This window comes from Paraburkholderia sp. BR14312 (assembly GCF_040948675.1).
GTDB lineage: Bacteria > Pseudomonadota > Gammaproteobacteria > Burkholderiales > Burkholderiaceae > Paraburkholderia > Paraburkholderia nodosa_A.
Map to the genome: position 1 here is coordinate 818,530 of NZ_JBFPKI010000001.1, position 16,791 is coordinate 835,320.

At 64.1% G+C, this 16,791-nt stretch carries 16 protein-coding genes; 9 read left to right on the forward strand and 7 right to left on the reverse strand.

Features of this window, described 5'->3' with window-relative positions:
• The first annotated feature begins 373 nt into the window (after positions 1 to 373).
• A complete protein-coding gene (locus AB3X98_RS03635; protein WP_368610214.1) occupies positions 374 to 3,064 on the forward strand; it encodes an ATP-binding cassette domain-containing protein in 2,691 nt (896 codons plus the stop codon).
• 14 nt (positions 3,065 to 3,078) lie between these two features.
• On the opposite strand, the gene AB3X98_RS03640 is transcribed toward AB3X98_RS03635, so the two are convergent.
• Complete coding sequence (locus tag AB3X98_RS03640; RefSeq protein WP_368602760.1) at positions 3,079 to 3,942, reverse strand: SDR family oxidoreductase; 864 nt, start codon at positions 3,940 to 3,942, stop codon at positions 3,079 to 3,081.
• Positions 3,943 to 4,030: 88 nt separating this feature from the next.
• A complete protein-coding gene (locus AB3X98_RS03645; RefSeq protein WP_368602833.1) occupies positions 4,031 to 5,167 on the reverse strand; it encodes a glutathione-independent formaldehyde dehydrogenase in 1,137 nt (378 codons plus the stop codon).
• A gap of 327 nt (positions 5,168 to 5,494) precedes the next feature.
• Between AB3X98_RS03645 and AB3X98_RS03650 the strand changes: the two genes are divergently transcribed.
• Together AB3X98_RS03650 and AB3X98_RS03655 are read left to right on the forward strand one after the other, a co-directional pair.
• Complete coding sequence (locus tag AB3X98_RS03650; protein WP_368602759.1) at positions 5,495 to 5,659, forward strand: hypothetical protein; 165 nt, start codon at positions 5,495 to 5,497, stop codon at positions 5,657 to 5,659.
• Between the two features lie 161 nt (positions 5,660 to 5,820).
• Positions 5,821 to 6,093, forward strand: coding sequence for a DUF4148 domain-containing protein (locus AB3X98_RS03655; protein ID WP_368602832.1), 273 nt, complete (start codon positions 5,821 to 5,823; stop codon positions 6,091 to 6,093).
• Positions 6,094 to 6,131: 38 nt separating this feature from the next.
• Here AB3X98_RS03655 and AB3X98_RS03660 read toward each other — a convergent pair whose 3' ends face one another.
• The 3 genes from AB3X98_RS03660 to AB3X98_RS03670 all read right to left on the reverse strand — a co-directional run bounded on the left by AB3X98_RS03660 (position 6,132) and on the right by AB3X98_RS03670 (position 9,365).
• On the reverse strand, positions 6,132 to 7,544 hold the full coding sequence (locus tag AB3X98_RS03660) for a hypothetical protein (RefSeq protein WP_368602758.1): 1,413 nt from the start codon (positions 7,542 to 7,544) through the stop codon (positions 6,132 to 6,134).
• Between the two features lie 15 nt (positions 7,545 to 7,559).
• A complete protein-coding gene (locus AB3X98_RS03665) occupies positions 7,560 to 8,450 on the reverse strand; it encodes an alpha/beta fold hydrolase (protein WP_256094586.1) in 891 nt (296 codons plus the stop codon).
• An 81-nt stretch (positions 8,451 to 8,531) separates the two neighbouring features.
• Complete coding sequence (locus AB3X98_RS03670) at positions 8,532 to 9,365, reverse strand: alpha/beta hydrolase (RefSeq protein WP_368602757.1); 834 nt, start codon at positions 9,363 to 9,365, stop codon at positions 8,532 to 8,534.
• Positions 9,366 to 9,534: 169 nt separating this feature from the next.
• On the opposite strand from AB3X98_RS03670, the gene AB3X98_RS03675 reads away from it, so the two are divergent.
• Entirely contained in the window at positions 9,535 to 9,774 is a 240-nt protein-coding gene (locus tag AB3X98_RS03675) for a hypothetical protein (protein WP_368610215.1), read from the forward strand.
• 152 nt (positions 9,775 to 9,926) lie between these two features.
• Positions 9,927 to 10,232 carry a hypothetical protein gene (locus AB3X98_RS03680; protein WP_368602756.1) on the forward strand — a complete coding sequence of 102 codons (306 nt, stop codon included), beginning with the start codon at positions 9,927 to 9,929 and terminating at the stop codon, positions 10,230 to 10,232.
• Positions 10,233 to 10,329: 97 nt separating this feature from the next.
• Here AB3X98_RS03680 and AB3X98_RS03685 read toward each other — a convergent pair whose 3' ends face one another.
• Complete coding sequence (locus AB3X98_RS03685) at positions 10,330 to 10,629, reverse strand: hypothetical protein (RefSeq protein WP_368602755.1); 300 nt, start codon at positions 10,627 to 10,629, stop codon at positions 10,330 to 10,332.
• Between the two features lie 189 nt (positions 10,630 to 10,818).
• Here AB3X98_RS03685 and AB3X98_RS03690 point away from each other — a divergent pair, with 189 nt between their 5' ends.
• Together AB3X98_RS03690 and AB3X98_RS03695 are read left to right on the forward strand one after the other, a co-directional pair.
• Positions 10,819 to 11,424 (forward strand): hypothetical protein, encoded by a 606-nt coding sequence (locus AB3X98_RS03690; protein WP_368602754.1) that lies wholly within the window; start codon positions 10,819 to 10,821, stop codon positions 11,422 to 11,424.
• Positions 11,425 to 11,555: 131 nt separating this feature from the next.
• The gene (locus tag AB3X98_RS03695) at positions 11,556 to 12,599 is read left to right on the forward strand and encodes a lysylphosphatidylglycerol synthase domain-containing protein (RefSeq protein WP_368602753.1); all 1,044 of its coding nucleotides are present in this window, start codon (positions 11,556 to 11,558) and stop codon (positions 12,597 to 12,599) included.
• A gap of 71 nt (positions 12,600 to 12,670) precedes the next feature.
• Here the strand turns inward: AB3X98_RS03695 and AB3X98_RS03700 are convergent, their stop codons facing one another.
• Positions 12,671 to 12,892 (reverse strand): dodecin family protein, encoded by a 222-nt coding sequence (locus AB3X98_RS03700; RefSeq protein WP_069263088.1) that lies wholly within the window; start codon positions 12,890 to 12,892, stop codon positions 12,671 to 12,673.
• 275 nt (positions 12,893 to 13,167) lie between these two features.
• On the opposite strand from AB3X98_RS03700, the gene AB3X98_RS03705 reads away from it, so the two are divergent.
• Together AB3X98_RS03705 and AB3X98_RS03710 are read left to right on the forward strand one after the other, a co-directional pair.
• Positions 13,168 to 14,682: an ATPase domain-containing protein gene (locus AB3X98_RS03705; RefSeq protein ID WP_368602752.1), complete on the forward strand. Its 1,515-nt coding sequence runs from the start codon at positions 13,168 to 13,170 to the stop codon at positions 14,680 to 14,682.
• Positions 14,669 to 16,738 (forward strand): ATP-binding protein, encoded by a 2,070-nt coding sequence (locus tag AB3X98_RS03710; RefSeq protein ID WP_368602751.1) that lies wholly within the window; start codon positions 14,669 to 14,671, stop codon positions 16,736 to 16,738. Before AB3X98_RS03705 ends, AB3X98_RS03710 begins: the two co-directional genes overlap by 14 nt.
• Positions 16,739 to 16,791 lie beyond the last annotated feature (53 nt).

Below are 16,791 nucleotides of genomic sequence, written 5' to 3' on the forward strand. Positions count from 1 at the left end.
CCTCGCGAGAAGTGGATGGCGAGCTGTGTGTCGCGTTCAAAGGGGGCGCGGAAAGAACTGCTCGAATGTTGCACCCGGTGCAACGGCGTAAGCGCATTTGCTGTGCCGTTGATTGGAAGTGCACAGGGACCGGGAGCAGCGCGGTGCGCGAACCCCGCGTGTATTGCTCGAAACGGGCATCTGTGGATCTTCCGCATCGGCGCCGCTCAGCCGTGACGAATGCCGGAACGCATCTGCCAAAGAGGCGACGCGCTTTTACACCAGGCGGCAAGACGTTTCGACAACGCCCCGGGCGTTGCCGGCGGGCTGCGCGCCGCGGGAGCGTCGATTGCGCAACGATCCGCTTCAGTATCGCTTTGGGGGCAGCCACGCGATGAATGGAGCAACGCCCAGCCGGCGCGCCGTACGCTCGCGCATCCTGCGCACGCTCGGCGAAGCGCTGTGGCGGCACCGCAGCGCGAGCGCAGCGGCGGCGTCATTGATGATTCTGGCGCGCCTCGGTGCCATTTCGGTGCCGATCGCACTCAAGCATTTGATCGACGATCTCGGCCACATTCACTCGTTGACGGCGCTGCCGGCGCTGCTCGCGATCGTCTATGCCCTGCTGCGCTTCCTGTCGGACGCGCTCGGCGAGGCACGCGATGTGGCGTTCAGCATCGTCGTGCAACGCGCAGTGGCCACGCTGCGCGAACGCACGTTCGCTCAGCTGCACCGGCTGGGCGCGCGCTTTCATGCGCAGCGCGAAACGGGTGCGATCGTGCGGGACGTCCAGAAGGGCGCGGACGGTCTGGGCTTCCTGCTGGGCACCGCGCTCTTTTCAGTGCTGCCCACGATGTTCGAAATCGCCGTGGTCGTGGCGATCGTCGCGTCGCACTACGACAACGCCTTTGTGCTCGCCATCGCCGGGACCTTTGCGTGCTATGGGACATGGACCGCGATTTACACCCGCCGCCGGCTCGCTTTCCAGCGCGCGGTGAACTCGCTGGAGGCGCAGGCGGACGGCCGGCTCGTCGACAGCCTGCTCAATCACGACACGGTGAAGTACTTTTCGACGGAGCAGCACGAAGTCGCTCGGCTGCGCACCGTGCTCGACGACTGGGTCCTCGCGCGCACGGCGAATCAGCGCGCGCTGACCGTGCTGCACGTGGGCCAGAGCGGCGTGGTGGCGGCAGGTATTGCGGCGGTGATGGTGATCGCCGTGCAGAACGTGCTGACTCGCGCGATGACGGTGGGCGACCTCATCCTCATCAACGCGTACATCATTCAGGTGTGCGCACCGCTCAATACACTCGGCTTCGTGTTTCGCGAGGCCAACGATGCGTTCGTCGATGTCGAGCGGCTCTTCGCCATCCTCTGTGTGCGCGGCACGCCGGGCGAGGATGAGGACATGCCCGGAGCGCGCGCGCTGGTCGTGCGCGAAGGCGAGGTGGCATTCCGGCACGTCGATTTCGGCTACGACGCGGGGCGGCCCGTGCTGCACGATGTGGGGTTCCTGGCCGAGCCAGGGCGCACCGTTGCCGTGGTGGGCGGCAGCGGCTCAGGTAAATCCACGCTGATCCGGCTGCTGTTCCGCTTCTATCAGCCTCAGCGCGGGACCATCTCCATCGACGGCCACGATATTGCGCACGCCACGCAGTCCAGCCTGCGCGAAGCGATCGGAATCGTGCCGCAAGACACGGTGCTGTTCAACGAGACCATCGCGTACAACATCGCCTACGGCCAGCCCGACGCCACCCGGGCGGATGTCGTGCGCGCCGCGCGCGCGGCCCAGCTCGACGAGTTGATCGAGCGTCTGCCCGACCACTACGAAACGCGTGTGGGCGAGCGCGGCGTGCGCCTGTCGGGCGGAGAGCGGCAGCGCATCGCAATCGCACGCGCGATTCTCAAGAACCCGCGCATCATGGTGTTCGACGAAGCGACCTCGGCGCTCGACACGCGCTCGGAGCGAGCGATCCAGAACGAGCTGCAGCGCCTCGCCCACGGGCGCACGACGATCGTGATCGCGCATCGTCTTTCGACGATCGTCGACGCGGATCTGATCCTCGTGATGGAGCACGGCCGAATCGTCGAACAGGGGCGGCACGACGCGCTGCTCGCCCGCCAGGGCGTGTACGCGAAGATGTGGGCGATGCAATGGCAGCAGGACGATCTCGAGCACGCCGAGCGGCGGCTCGTGACGACGCCCGTTAACGTGGCGAACCTGCTTGCACGGGTGGCCGAGCGTGTTCGTGATTCGCTGGGCGAAGCGGCGGCGCGGCTCGTCACGCAACCCGACGACGGGCTCTATGCCACTGTCGCGAACGGCGACGCGTTGCTGGTGGCCCTCACGCTGCTGGTGGAGAACGAAGTGCAGAATGCGGCGTCGATCGCGGCTTCTGTTACCTCGGCAGGGGCCACGCGAGAAACGCGCGGCGTGCAACTGGCCGCGCGGCGCAGCGCCAATACGGTTTTGCTCGGCGTGGCAGGCGGCGCGCGGCCCGCACCGATCGACGACAGCGCCCTCGCGCGTATCGAAGCGCTGCTGCGCAAGGCGGGCGCGAGTCTCACGCTAGATCCCGAAGGCCGCCGCGTGCGCTACGCCGTGGCGCTGCCGCTGCATGCGCTGCTGCCCGAGCGCACCGCGGAGCGCGGCGGCGAACTCGCTGGACTGCGCATAGCCGTGCTCGACGACGAAGAGCAAACGCGCGATGCGCTGGAAGCTGCGCTCACATTGCATGGGGCGATCGTGCAGCTCGAAAGCAGCGGTGCGCGATGGCTCGCCGGGTTGCGCGAGACGCCGCGCGCCAGGTGGCCAGATGTACTGCTGTGCGACTTGCAGCTAGACGGCGAAGACGGAACGCAAATCGTCGCAGCGCTACGAGACATGGAAGCGCGCGGCGACTATGCAGGCAAAGCGCTTCCTGCCATCGCCATGACGGGCCAGGTTGCGCGCGCCGATTCCCCCGGCGAAGAACGCAGCCTGTTCGCCGCGCGGCTCACCAAGCCAGTTGCGGTGCCGGCGCTGCTCGCCGCGATCGTCGCGGCAACGCAAGGCGGTAACGAAAGCGCCGGCGCCGGCCACTGACTCCGGCCCGCCGTCTAGATGAGCGGCGTGCCGCCCGTCACCGCAACAGTGGCGCCAGAGATGTAGCTGCCCTCGTGCGACGCGAGCAGCACATACGCACCGGCTAGCTCCGCAGGTTGCCCTGGCCGCCCCATTGGCGTCGCCTTGCCGAAGTCGCGCACGTCTTCGGCCGGCATGGTCGACGGAATGAGCGGTGTCCAGATCGGCCCCGGCGCGACGCAGTTCACACGGATGCCGCGCCCGGCCACGAGTTGGGCGAGACCGCCGGTGAAGTTCTGGATCGCGCCCTTCGTGGCGGCATAGGCGAGCAGTGTGGGCTTGGGCTTGTCCGCGTTGATCGACGCGGTATTGATGATGGCAGCGCCCGGCTGCATGAGCGCGACCGCCTCGCGTGAAATGCGGAACATGGCGCCGATATTGGTATCGAAGGTGCGATCCCATTCCTCGTCGCTGATCGATTCGATCGACTCGTGCGTCATCTGGTACGCGGCGTTGTTCACGAGTATGTCGAGCTTGCCCAGCTCGCGCGCGGTCTTGCTCACGAGCTCGCGGCACCACGCACGGTCGCGGATGTCGCCGGGCAGAAGGAGCGCGCGGCGTCCGGCGTCTTCCACCCAGCGCGCCGTTTCCTTCGCATCGTCGTGCTCGTCGTAGTACGCGATGGCCACGTCGGCGCCCTCGCGCGCAAACGCGATGCATATCGCGCGGCCAATGCCGCTGTCGCCGCCCGTGACGAGGGCGACCTTGCCGGCAAGCCGTCCCGACCCGCGATAACTCTTTTCACCGTGATCGGGTTGCGGGTCCATAGGTGCGGTGCGCCCGGGCGTGCGGTCCTGCTGCTGATCGGGCATGGGCGGGGCGGGGCGATGTTCGTTCATGGTCCTTACCTCTTCGAAATGACGTTGCATGTTTTCTGCGTACCGCGCGAAGCGCAAGACATATGCCGCACGCCCCGCGAGGCTCCGGTCAGCCGGCGGGCTTGAGCACGACCTTGGTCCAGCCATCGTTGCGCGCGTCGAACTGCTGGTAAGCATCGGGCGCTTGCCCGAGCGGTAAGGTATGCGAAATGATCTGTGAGGGCCGCGCCTTGTCTGCCGCGATGAGATCGCGCAGCTTGCGGTTATACGCCTTCACGTTGGCCTGACCCGTGGCGATGTGCTGTCCCTTCATCCACAACTGGCCGAAGTCGAAAGCCAACTGCCCCTTCTTCGCCAACTCGTCCTGCGCGCCCGGATCCTTCGGCACGAATACGCCCACCACGCCGATGCCGCCCGTCGGCCGCACAGCCTTCACGAGATTGTTCATCGTCAGGTTCGGCACTTCGCGGCCGTGACAGGTGCATTGATACCCCACGCACTCGCAGCCGCGGTCGGCCCCTTCTCCGCCGGTCATTTCGACGATGCGCTGCGCGGAGTTGCCGTCGCTGTCGTCGATGGGAATCGCGCCGAGCTTTTCCGCCAGTTGCAAACGGTCCGGGTGGATATCGACGACCATGATTTTGCTTGCGCCCTGGACCTGGGCCGAGAGCGCCGCCATGAGACCGACGGGTCCCGCACCATAAATGGCGACACTGTCGCCGGGCTGCACGCCCGCGAGCACGGTCGCATGCCAGCCGGTCGGGAAGATGTCGGACAGGAGGACGTAGTCGTTCTCCTTTTCCTCGGCATCGGGCGGCAGGCGCAGGCAGTTGAAGTCGCCGAACGGCACGCGCAGCAGTTCGGCCTGACCGCCGCTGTATGGACCCATGTCGGCGAAGCCGTACGCCGCGCCCGCCATGCCCGGATTGGCCGTCAGGCAAAAGCCGGTGAGCCCGCGCTCGCAGTTCTTGCAGAACCCGCAGCCGATGTTGAATGGCATGCAGACGCGGTCGCCCACCTTCACGCGCACGACGGCGGAACCCACCTCGATCACCACGCCCAGATTTTCGTGGCCAAGGATGCGGCCGGTTTCCATGCTGGTGCGTCCCTCGTACATATGGAGGTCGGAGCCGCAGATATTGGTGCTGGTGATCTTGACGAGCACGTCGGTAGGGCGCTCTATCTTTGCGTCCGGCATAGCTTTGACGGTGACTTTACGCGGACCTTCGTAGACGACAGCTTTCACGTGACTCTCCTCGGGAAGCGCGCGCTGCGCGCAGTTGGCCTGGCGCACGCGGTGTTTCGCCTCATCGCGAATGCGTGCACCCGTTGCAGGCGCATTGACCGTTCCCATGAGCCGGCGGCCAGGGATGTCAAGCGGCAGCGGTGGGCGCGAGGGCTCCGACGCCGCCGCCGGCCCCCCCCCGGTGCGAAGCGGCCTCCAGGCACAACCGGTGCGCACACAGCCGGACCACGTCGCCACGGCGAGCCTGATCGAGAACTGGATCGACCGGACCGAAGAGCGCTCTAATTTCTGTTCGGGACGACGCGCCATACTGAAAGGAGGTCGACAATGGAAGATGAATCCGGTACGCGCCCCGCGCAATCGCCTGAACGCACGAGACAGGAGAAGCGCGACGAGAGCGAGAAGAGCAAGCACGAAACGTCTGAGAACGAGTTGCCGTCCACCCAGGAAAAGAATCCCATACCACCGGGAACGACGCAGAAGACGTCCTGAAATTGCGTGCCCCGCGCGCTGATCGCGGGCCATGGGCGTGGTCACGCAGAACGCCTTTGCAGGCGTAATCGAGGCGGCCGGGTGCGATGGTTGCGCCCTCGCGGACGTCCGCCAGTCGACGTATCCTTTTCAGGGAGAGTGAGATGGCAAAGCCGCATTCCATGCTAATCACGGCAGCGACGGTGCTTTCGATCGCGTTAGCGCCCGGCGTAGCTGCCGCGCAGACGAGCGCGCCCGACGCGTCAGCGAGCGGGAGCACATCGAAGGCGCAACGCAAGGAAGCACGCAAGCAGGCGCGAGCGCAAAGAAACGCGGAACTGAAGAAGCTCGAAGAAAACGGATATAACCCGGCTGCGGGAAACGATCCAAATTATCCGAACGATATTCAGAACGCCGAAAGAAAGGCGGCGACGCCTGGTAGCGCGAGCCAATAGATGACACTCGTGGCGTGGACGTGGTCCTGCGCCCCAGGTCACATTTCGGCGCTCACGGGGCGCGTGGTCGTTTCGCACTGCACACCGAAAGGTTCGCCAAATTCGGCGAGCAAGGCTTCGAAGTGCGCGGGTTCGAGCGGCGAGGGCGGCCCGAGCCGCGGCTTCAACTGCGCGAGTGCCCGCCCGTATCGCTCGAATGTGGCGAAATCGCGTGGGTAGCGCTCGCTATCGACGCCCGCGAAGCGCCCCTCGTGAGCGGCGTGGGCGAGCAGCGCTCGCCAGCGCGAGATCGGCGCGAGCCCGATGCTTTGCGTGCCGTGGGAGAACAGCGTCATGTCGATGTCCTCGAATGCGGGCGTGCTGTCGAGGAAGCGCTGCAGGGCGTCGGCCGAGGGCTCGACACCGAACAGCAGCCAGAACGGTATGGCGTGAATCTCGAGCGTCGTGAGGGGATCCATCAGCATGAAAGAGTCGACGAGAAGGCGGCGCGTCTCGATCACGCTTTCCTGATACCAGCGCCGATAAACAGCCGCGGTCGCGAAGCTCAGCGCTTCGGGTTCCTCAAACCGGATCTCGACGATGCGCCATTGCATTGGCCCGGCCAGCTCGGCGAGATCGTCGCGCAGAACGGCGTCGAAGCCCCACTCGGCTTCCGGGGCACGCGCGTCGGGAGCCGGGGGGTCCCACCGTGTGCGCACGCTGCCGTAGTGCGCGAGAAACGCGCGCACGCGCTCGCCGCCGTGCAGATATTCGTCTTCGCTCGCGCCGCCCGTGGCGCCGAACTGGAACACCGAACGCTTGCTCGTGCGGGTGACCGCCCAATCGCGCGTGCAGTTGACCACGTAGAGGGTCCCGCCGCGTTCCAGATTGCCGAGCAGGAACTCGCGAAACGCGAGCGGCAGGCGTCGAAACTTGAGCCGGAAATAGCGCATGCCATGCAACATCAGACGGTCCTGGTTGGGATCGTGCATATGATGAACGGCAATGCGATCGTCGGCGGCGAGCAGGGCTTCCGTGATGCGCCGGCTCGTGTCGAAGCCCCGCTGGGCATCATCGGGATCGCTGAACGGCGCGCGGACCGGGCATAGAAAGGTTTGCGGCAGCCAGGGTGCGCGCAGCGCGGCCGCGAGATGGATCATCGCACCGTTCGACGACCCGATAAACGCGCAGCGGCGGGGGACTTGCGGATAAAGGTCGGCAAGCCACTGCGCAATGCGTTCGACGTCGAGGCTCTTCGCGCGGCGAGGATCGATGCCCTCGCTCATGCCGCCGACGATATAGGCCCATTCGCGCTGGCGTTTCGGCAGCGCATTGATTGCGGGCATGAGGCGGTCGAGCAGGGGCGACTGGCTGGGGCTCGAAAAACGTCTTCCGTGCAACATGCTCGCCAGTGCCTGGGCCATGGCGGCGGCGGAATCGAAACGGGCGATGCCCGGCGGCGGCTTGTTCATTGAAGTGCTCCCTTGCTAAACGCCAACGGCACCGGCCTTGAGAAACGGTGTGATCGCAAACGCGAACGCATTGGGCGCGGCGTAATTGAGTGTGTGCGTGCCGCCTTCTATCGTCATCAGCCTGCCGTGCTGCAGTTTGCGCGCGGCCTCCGCGCCCCACCCGAGCGGCGCGACGGGGTCGCGCGTGCCCACGACGACAAGTGCGGGCGCAGCGATGCGCGGGAGCCGCTCGTCGACGGGCTCACGCACCAGCATGCGCATGGTGGCAAACGCGCGCCACAATCCCGCCTTCGCGTAGTCGATCCGGCCGGCCTTCGCCGGCGTGTGGGGACGCTCGCGCAGTCCGTTGATCCAGTCGCGCCACGCCTGGCGCGGCAGCGAGCGGGCGCGAGGGTCCGGTGTGGGTGCTTGCAGAACGAGGCGATCCACCGCCTGCGGGTAGCGCACTGCGAAATCGGCGAGGACCTGGCAGCCGAAGGAGTTGCCCACGAACATCGCTCGTTTCACGCCGCATGCGTTGAGCCACAAATGCAGCGCATCGGCGAGTTGCGCGAGGCTCAGCGCGTCGCGCCTCCGCGCGAGCGGGCTTTCGCCGAAGCCGGGCAGGTCGGGCGCGAACACGTCAAAGTCGCGCTTGAGCGCGTACGCGAGCGGTTCCATGTAACGGCTCGAGACGACGAGGCCGTGGACCAGCACCACTGGCAATCGGCGGGGCGCGTGCGCGTGGCAGCGTGCGACTCGATAGAACATGCGGTATGGCCCAGCCTGCACGAAGGCGCCTTCGATGCCGCGGCGGCGGCTGCCTCGGTCGATGGCAGCGGTTTGCTTGAGCCTGCGCCAGGCAAGCGTCATCGACACGAGGGCGACAACGCAGACGCACGACAGGCCGATGAGAAAAATGAGCACGGCAGCACGCTCCTGTGCGCTCACCGCTTGCGGGCGCCGAGCGCTATCGCAGTGACAACAGCAAACCGTGTTCCACCAGGATCAGGACCGGGAGCCCAGCACGTCGTCGAGAAAACGCAACACGTGAGCATGACCTCCGCGCTCCCATGCATTGACGTGCGAGGCGCCCGCTATGATCGCAAAGCGCCGGGGCGCCCGGACGGCCGTGAAGAGCCGTGAGAATTGCGCTGGGGGAACGACGTGGTCAGCGTCGCCGCCGTAAATGAGGATGGGGGCGCGCACGCTGCCGATCTTGGCGAGATTGTCATAGCGGTCGCGCACGAGCCACCGCATGGGAACGATGCGCGGCAGCCAGCGCATGCGCACGGCGGCGACATCGGCGACGCTGGTGAACGGGGCTTCGAGCAACAGCGCGGCGAGAGGGCGTTCGGTCGCGATCTGCACTGCCACGGCCGAGCCGAGCGAATAACCATGGAGGACGACGTCGCGCGAGTGCCGCGCGGCGAATGCGATGGCAGCGCGGCCGTCGGCGTAGAGCCCCGCTTCGCTGGGATGCCCGGGCGCGCCGCCGTAACCACGATAGCCCGCAAGCAGGACGCCGTAGCCTGCGTCGAGCAGCGCATGCGCGATGTGCGTTCGCTGGGTGAGGTCCTCTCCGTTGCCATGAAAGAGTACGACCGTGGCGCGGACGGGGTCCGCCGGTGCCGCGTGGCCGCAAACCAGTTCGTTGCCGTCGGCGGTATGCACGCGCACGTGGCGGATGCGGCCCTGCGCGTCGGGGCGTAGCGGCCCGCGCTGCAGCCGCTCCGACGGGTAGATCAGACGGCCTTGCAGCCAGTACAGCAAGGCCATGGCGCAACCGTAGATCAGTAAGGCGGCGGCAACAGCGAGGGCGATGTATAGCGGTGCGGTCATGGTCTCGTTCAGCGCGCACCGAACATTCCCGCGGCTTCGCCACGATGTCCGGAAAGAACGGATTTCGTACAAAAAGCTAATTCAGGGTTCGACCTATAATTCACTGCTCCAGAAACCGAAGTCAGACTTCTGCAAACGTCCTTTCGATAAATGCGCATAGGTGTGAGCAATGGCTTATTCACTGATCTATCGCGGATTCACAATCGACTTTGCGCCATTTTCGGTTGACGGTCATACATTCGGTGCGCAGTGGACGCTAACGCCCAGCGATCCGCATAGGCCTCTCGGCATTCCCATCTCAAGTGGTGATCTGCAGATGCGGGGTGCTCCGGGCGAAATGGCGGCGCTTGCAAGGCTGCAAGCGATTGACTGGATTGACCGCAACCATCGGGGTGGTCCTTGCCGCTAAGGCGCTACCAGAAAGACATTCGCGCCCGCCTGGGACGGTTGCCCTTAAGGATGGATTTACGGACACGCGTCCATTCTGTACTTGCGAGCCACCGCTGGAATATGCTCATACAAGCCACATACGAGCGTTTCGCCGCCAGGACGAGTGACACCATGAGTACTGAAATGGTTGTGCAAAGGCTCACAATTCGGGCTGCCCCGGGCAAGCTCAGAATCATCCCGGTGTGGCGATGCCTGGCACAGAGCGGTGCCAGGGTCGTTCGCTGGAATGTCCATGCCGATCGCAATGACGGCATGGATTTCATGACAGTCGACATTATCGAAGCCGATCCGTCGCGTACGGAAGACATCGCGATTGCGCTCGGAAAAGTACCTCTCGAAATGACAGTCACTGCGCTCAATTTGACAGTGCTGTCCACTCCCGAATCAGCCCATGACCGTGGGCCGCGGAAAGATTAATCGCACGCGACGCGCAGAGCCGGATAGGCATCGAAGTGACGAATACGACGGATTCACGCTCGATGTGGCAGTCGATGCCGACGTTGTCAGGGGCGTCTCACAGACACTCGCAGGTTCTCGCGCCGCTCAGCCGCGCAGGGCGGGAATCGATACTTACCGATGATGCAGATCTGGGCGCCGGGTCGGGCTGCACGCCATTCAGCCGGAGAAAATATTCTTCGCGGCGTTCCTTCATTAAAACCAGGTCGGTTCGCAAGGCGGTTCGAATCTCGGTCGACCACGCTGCCGCGTGGTGGTCCGTGCCGCGTTCGACCTCGGAAAGGCGCTCCATGCACGCCTTGATCTCCGCATCGATATTCAGCAGGGCTACCAGCAGGTCGTCGGTCGTGCAAACCATCTTTTGTCCCCCTCATCATGGTCAACTCGATGATGCATTGCATCAATGTTAAATCGAGGAGATAGAAATGATGCCTGGGGAATACACCAAATCTCGCGCCGCTGTAGCCGCCCGGAGCGCGAGTCTCGCTCGCAATATTTACTAAAATTACGGTAGCCACTCACGAAGAAATGGGTCGCGGGAGATGACATGGCAAGTTCCCAGCCTGAAGGCGGCTCGCTCGAGAGAGAATATGACCTTGCCCTGGAAATCCTCGACGCGAGGTCTGCTGCACTCGAGCGCGCCATACGCCGCCATTCGGTCGATTCGGCTCAGGCCCACGAAGCGCGCAAAGCCTACGATCTCGCCAGGGTAATTTTGCTCTCGTGCGAACTTCGGCTACGAAGCCGGGGGATAGTCCGGCAAACGACGCGTCGTCGTCCGATCACCGTCATCGTTTTCAGCGAGTCGGAACTGCTCAGGAAATCGTTGACGGTATTGCTTCGCGCGGAGGGCTACCACGCGATTTCAGCGACCACGCTCCTCGAGCTGCGAAGCGTGATGGCGGCGCAGGAAGCCGGCGCGATTGTCATTTACCGGGAGCGCGGGGCGTCGCACGCCCCACTCACTATCGACGGCATGGCCAGTGCCGCGCCGTGGGTGCCGACCTTCATGCTGCAGTGCGGCAAGCGGATGTCGACTGCGGAGACATCCGCCGACGCCCGTATCCGTGAAGTTGGCTCGATCCACGAACTGGTCTCCGGGCTGGACGCAACCCTTGTGAGCGGCGGCGGCACTGAGAAGCTCCTGCGGTAGGGAATCGTCGAGATGCGGCGCGTCGTAGTGCTCGCGCTCGTACCCGAACGATCCCGCGTGACGCATGACTTCGGACAGCGTCGCGTCCCGGCTGTGCCGCACTGACGTGCCAGACACAGTGACAGGTCCCCATGAAATATCTCCCCCGAATTGCCGCACTCGCCGGCCTCGCCATCGCAGTCTGGCTTGTCTGGCACGCCGATGCGCGAGCGGTGCTCAGTTTGATGCGCGCAGCCGGCGGCGGGCTCGCGCTTGCAGGGATCGCTCATGTTCTGCCGATGCTCGCCAATGCAAGGAACTGGCAAATGTTGATGCGCGGTGCGAGACGTCCAACGCTGTCGGGCGTCCTGCGCCTCGTCTGGATTCGGGAGTCGGTGAACGGTACGTTGCCCGTTGCGCGTGTCGGCGGTGAAGTCGTGACGCTCCGCATGATGTGCAAATGGGGCATGCAGCCGGCCCCGGCGATGGCGAGCCTCGTCGTCGATCTTCAGCTAACGCTGATCAGCGAGATGCTCTTTGCTATTGCAGCCATCGGCTATCTGATCGCACATGCGGGTGCCGGGGCGTTGCACCTCGCTGCGCGACTCGGAGGAGGTATCGCCATACTGGCCGTCCTGCTCCTCGCGTTTTTGTTCGTGCAGCGCATGAGTCCGTTCGCTCGCCTGACGAAACTGTTCAATCGCATCACGAGCGGCAAGTTCCGTTCGCTCGTCGGCGAGTCGGTGCGCATCGATCAGTCGATCAGCGATCTCTGGCGTCAGCGCGGCATGATCATTCGTTATCTGCTCATCTGGCAGTCACTTCAATGCATCGCAACCGCGCTGGAACTCTGGCTCGCGCTCTATTTTCTCGGGGCGAAAGGAAGCTTTCTGCAAGCGATCGCACTCCAGTCGCTCATCCAGGCGCTCAGTAGTGTCGCGTTCTTTGTGCCTGGCGGACTCGGTGTTCAGGAGGGGGGATTCTTGCTGATCGGGACGGTACTCGGCTTCAATCCGCAGACTTGCCTCGCACTTGCGGGTGCGCGAAGGCTTCGTGACATCATCGTCTTTGTGCCCGGGCTCGTCGCATGGCAAGTCGCGGAATGGCGCGACAAGCGACGCGCGCCGGCCAGTTCCGCAACAGGCGGAGAGACAGCGAACTCCGGCCAAAGCGCTTCCGGTCGTAAGGCGCAGTAGAAGGACCGAAGCGCGCGCCACTTCCAGATTGCTTCACGACGCCCGGGGCGCAATCGCGGCCTGCGATCTTCTCAGGTCTCGTATTTGAAGGACACGGAGACTCGGGTCCGATATTCAACGACCTTGCCGTCTTCGATCTTGATGTCGAGTTTGCAGACTTCGGCGATTCGCAGGTCACGCAACGACGCGGCTGCGGTTTCCACTGCATTTTTTGCGGCTTCCTCCCAGGAAGTTGTGCTCGTGCCGATGATTTCCGTCACCTTATAGACGCTGGAATCCGTGCTTTTGCTCATGGTCTTTCTCCGTGTTGAGAGGGGCGATGGACTTGCCACGCGCATTCCGCGTGCCTCGCGGATATGCTGGCAGACACGTTCCATGGCCGCTGCACGGCAAGCTGGCGCTCGCTTCGAGATATCCTTCGGCAGCTTCCAGGGGGCGGCGGAAGAAGGGCGGGCATGCGTTTTGCGCACGTAGCGCGCCGCAGTCAGTGCATGGAGACGGATACAGTGAGCAGACCGCCCGCGATCCGGGAATATCGCGTCAAAGACCGAGCAGTCAGGAGCGCCTGATGGACGATGAGACCAAAATTATGCCGATCGTGCGTACTGGCGTTCCCGGCCTGGACGATGTTCTGGCGGGAGGGCTGACTCAGGGAAACCTTTTCCTTCTCGAAGGCAGCCCCGGCACGGGGAAGACGACCATCGCCCTGCGGTTTCTGCTTGAAGGTGCCGAGGCGGGCGATCAGGGCCTTTACATCACACTGTCCGAAACGGAGCGGGAATTGCGCGACGGCGCCGCGTCCCACGGTTGGCAACTGGGCGATCGCGTCGCCGTGTTCGAAGTGGTGCCCCCGGAGAGCCTGCTCGATGCGGATCAGCAGCAGAGTCTGCTGTACTCGTCCGATCTCGAGCTCGGCGAGACGACTCGCCTGATCTTTGACGCTTTCGAGCGAGTACGGCCCAGGCGGGTCGTCCTGGACAGCCTCTCGGAAATCCGTCTGCTCGCGCAGAGCTCGCTGCGTTACCGCCGCCAGGTGCTCGCCATCAAGCATTACTTCTCACGACAAGGAGCGACCGTCCTGCTGCTCGACGACCTGACTGCAGATGCCGCAGACAAAACCGTACATAGCGTCGCCCACGGCGTCATCAAGCTCGAAGAACTTGCCCCCGACTATGGAGCCGAGCGGCGCAGGTTGAGGATTTCGAAGTACCGGGGGCAGGCGTTCCGTGGTGGGTATCACGACTTCACCATCAAACGCGGAGGTGTTTCCGTGTTTCCCCGGCTCGTTGCTGCGGAACATCGCACCAGGTTTGCGCGCGAGCAAATGACGAGCGGCGTGGCGGAACTCGATGCGCTTCTCGGCGGCGGCATCGAACAGGGCTCGAGCACCCTGGTGTTAGGACCGGCCGGCACCGGCAAAAGCATTTTTGTGCTTCAGTTCATTTCGGCTGCGGTCGCTCGAGGCGAAAAGGCGGCACTGTTCGCCTTCGACGAAGAACTTGGACTGTTCTTTGACCGGACCCGCGCGTTGGGTTTCGACCTTGAAGCGATGTGCGAAACCGGCCGGTTGCATGTCGAACAGGTCGATGCCGCGGAACTCTCGCCTGGCGAGTTTGCCCAGCGCGTCCGCGATTGCGTTGACCACGCCGAGGCCAAAACGGTGGCCATCGACAGTCTCAACGGTTACCAGGCCGCCATGCCGCAGGAGAACGCGCTCGTCCTTCATATCCACGAATTGCTGCAATACCTCAACAGGCAAGGCGCGACGACTTTCCTGACGGTAGCGCAGCATGGGCTCGTTGGCGACATGAAAGCGCCCGTCGACGTCACGTACCTTGCCGACACGGTCATCCTGCTGCGGTACTTCGAGGCGCTGGGAAGCGTGCGGCGGGCGGTGTCGATCATCAAGAAACGCACCGGCCGTCACGAAGAGACGATCCGGGAATTTCGCATTGGGCGATTCGGTCTGAACGTCGGGGCACCGCTCGACAGTTTCCAGGGCATCCTGCGCGGTGTACCCACGTTTGTGGGTAACTCAGGGCCGCTTATGCCGACGGGCGCCGCTGGTAATGAAAGCACCTGATTTCAATCGCTGTCCCGCACTGGTTTTTACACCTATTGGGCGAGACGCTGTGGTTGCCACGGCTCTCCTGAAAGAGGCAGGCGCTCTTGCGCTCGTATGTCGCGATTTCGAGCATTTCGTCGCCATGCTGGACGAGGGAATCTGTTGCGCGATCGTGACCGACGAGGGCCTGCGAGACGCCGACCTCAAGCCACTCGGAAACTGGGTGTCAGCGCAGCCCACATGGTCCGACTTTCCGTTCATCATCCTTACGCAGCGCCGAGGCGCGCCCGATCAGGACCCCGAACTGAGCCGACTCGCGGCGACGCTGGGAAACGCGACATTCATCGAGCGCCCGTTTCATCCGCGGACGTTCGTCAGCGCGGTTGGCACAGCACTGCGCGGCCGGGCGCGGCAATTCGAAGCGCGCCTGCGTATCGATGAACTGCGCGAAAGCGAAGCGCGCCTGCACACCGCCCTGACAGCAGGGAAACTGGGCTCATGGGAACTGGACCTGTCGACATTTGCACTGGTGGTTTCGCCTGCGTGTCGCGCGATTTTCGGGCATGCGTCAGGCGCGCCTTTCACGTACTCCGATCTCCTTGCCGGCATCAGGCGAGACGACAGGCCCCGGATGACCGACGCAATCGACTGCAGCCTGGCAACCGGCTGCGATTTCGCACTCGAGCTCTGTACGCTCTGGCCGGACGGGACGGTTCATTGGGCGGACATGCGCGCGCGGCTGGTTCGAGATGGCACTCGAAAGACCGCACGGCTCGTCGGGGTGATATCCGATATCACCATGCGCAAGGCAGCGGAAGACAGCCTGCAACAGGCCAACGACATGCTCGAGGCGAGGGTTGCCCAGCGCACTGCGGAGCTCGAGCGCAGCCACCGACTCGTGCTGGACGAGATGCGGCAGCGCGAGCGCGCAGAGGAGCTGTTGCGCCAGGTGCAGAAGATGGAAATGATCGGGCAGTTGACGGGCGGAGTTGCCCACGATTTCAACAATCTGCTGATGGCCATCATGGCCAATCTCGAACTGCTGCGCAAGCAGCCGCAGGACGCCATTCGAGCAACGCGACTGATCGACGGCGCGCTTAGGGGAGCCCAGCGTGGCGCCGCTCTTACGCAGCGCCTTCTGGCCTTCGCGCGGCAGCAGGATCTCAAGGTCGAGCCGACCCACCTCCCGACCGTGGTTCGGGGGATGACCGATCTTCTGGAGCGGTCGATAGGGCCGCGAGTGGCGCTCGAGCTGAAATTGCCGGAGGGGATTCCGCTTACCCTTGCCGATGGGAATCAGGTCGAACTCGCGATCCTGAATCTGGTCGTCAACGCCCGCGACGCGATGCCTGAGGGAGGGACGTTGTCAATAGCGGTCGATGACGTGCAAACGTGGGGCGACAACGGACTGCCCGCGGGCGAATATGTCCGAATCATCGTCGCTGATACCGGGAAAGGCATGGATGCGGACACCCTTGCGAAAGCAACCGAGCCGTTCTTTACAACGAAGGAACTCGGCAAGGGAACAGGGTTGGGTCTTTCCATGATTCACGGACTCGCGCTGCAGCTAAACGGTGCCCTGCGCCTCGAGAGCGAAGCAGGACGAGGCACGCGGGTAGAGTTATGGCTGCCCGTTACCTCGCAACGTGTCACGACGTCTGATCTGCAGCACGATGCGCAGCCCGAGGGCAGCGTAATCGATCCGATCCAGGCGAGCATTCTTCTCGTCGATGACGATGCCCTGATCGCAACGAGCACCGCGTACCTCCTTCAGGATATGGGACATGAGGTGATCGAAGCCGACTCGGGCGCCGCCGCACTCGAGATCCTGAAGGCGGGACGCAGGATCGATCTCCTGCTCACCGACTATTCGATGCCACGGATGACGGGCCTGGAGCTGGCGCTGGCCGCACGCGAGTTGCGCCCGACACTCCCTGTGATCCTGGCTACCGGCTACGCAGAGCTTCCACAGGGAGCCGACGTCGGAATTCAGAGGCTTCGTAAGCCGTATCAGCAACATCAGCTCGTCGCGGAGATAGCGAAGGCCCTCACCAAGGCCAGGGCCTTCGGGTAGGGGTCCGACGGCAGTCTCCAGGCAGTATTGATTGACTGCCGCTACCGACGCCG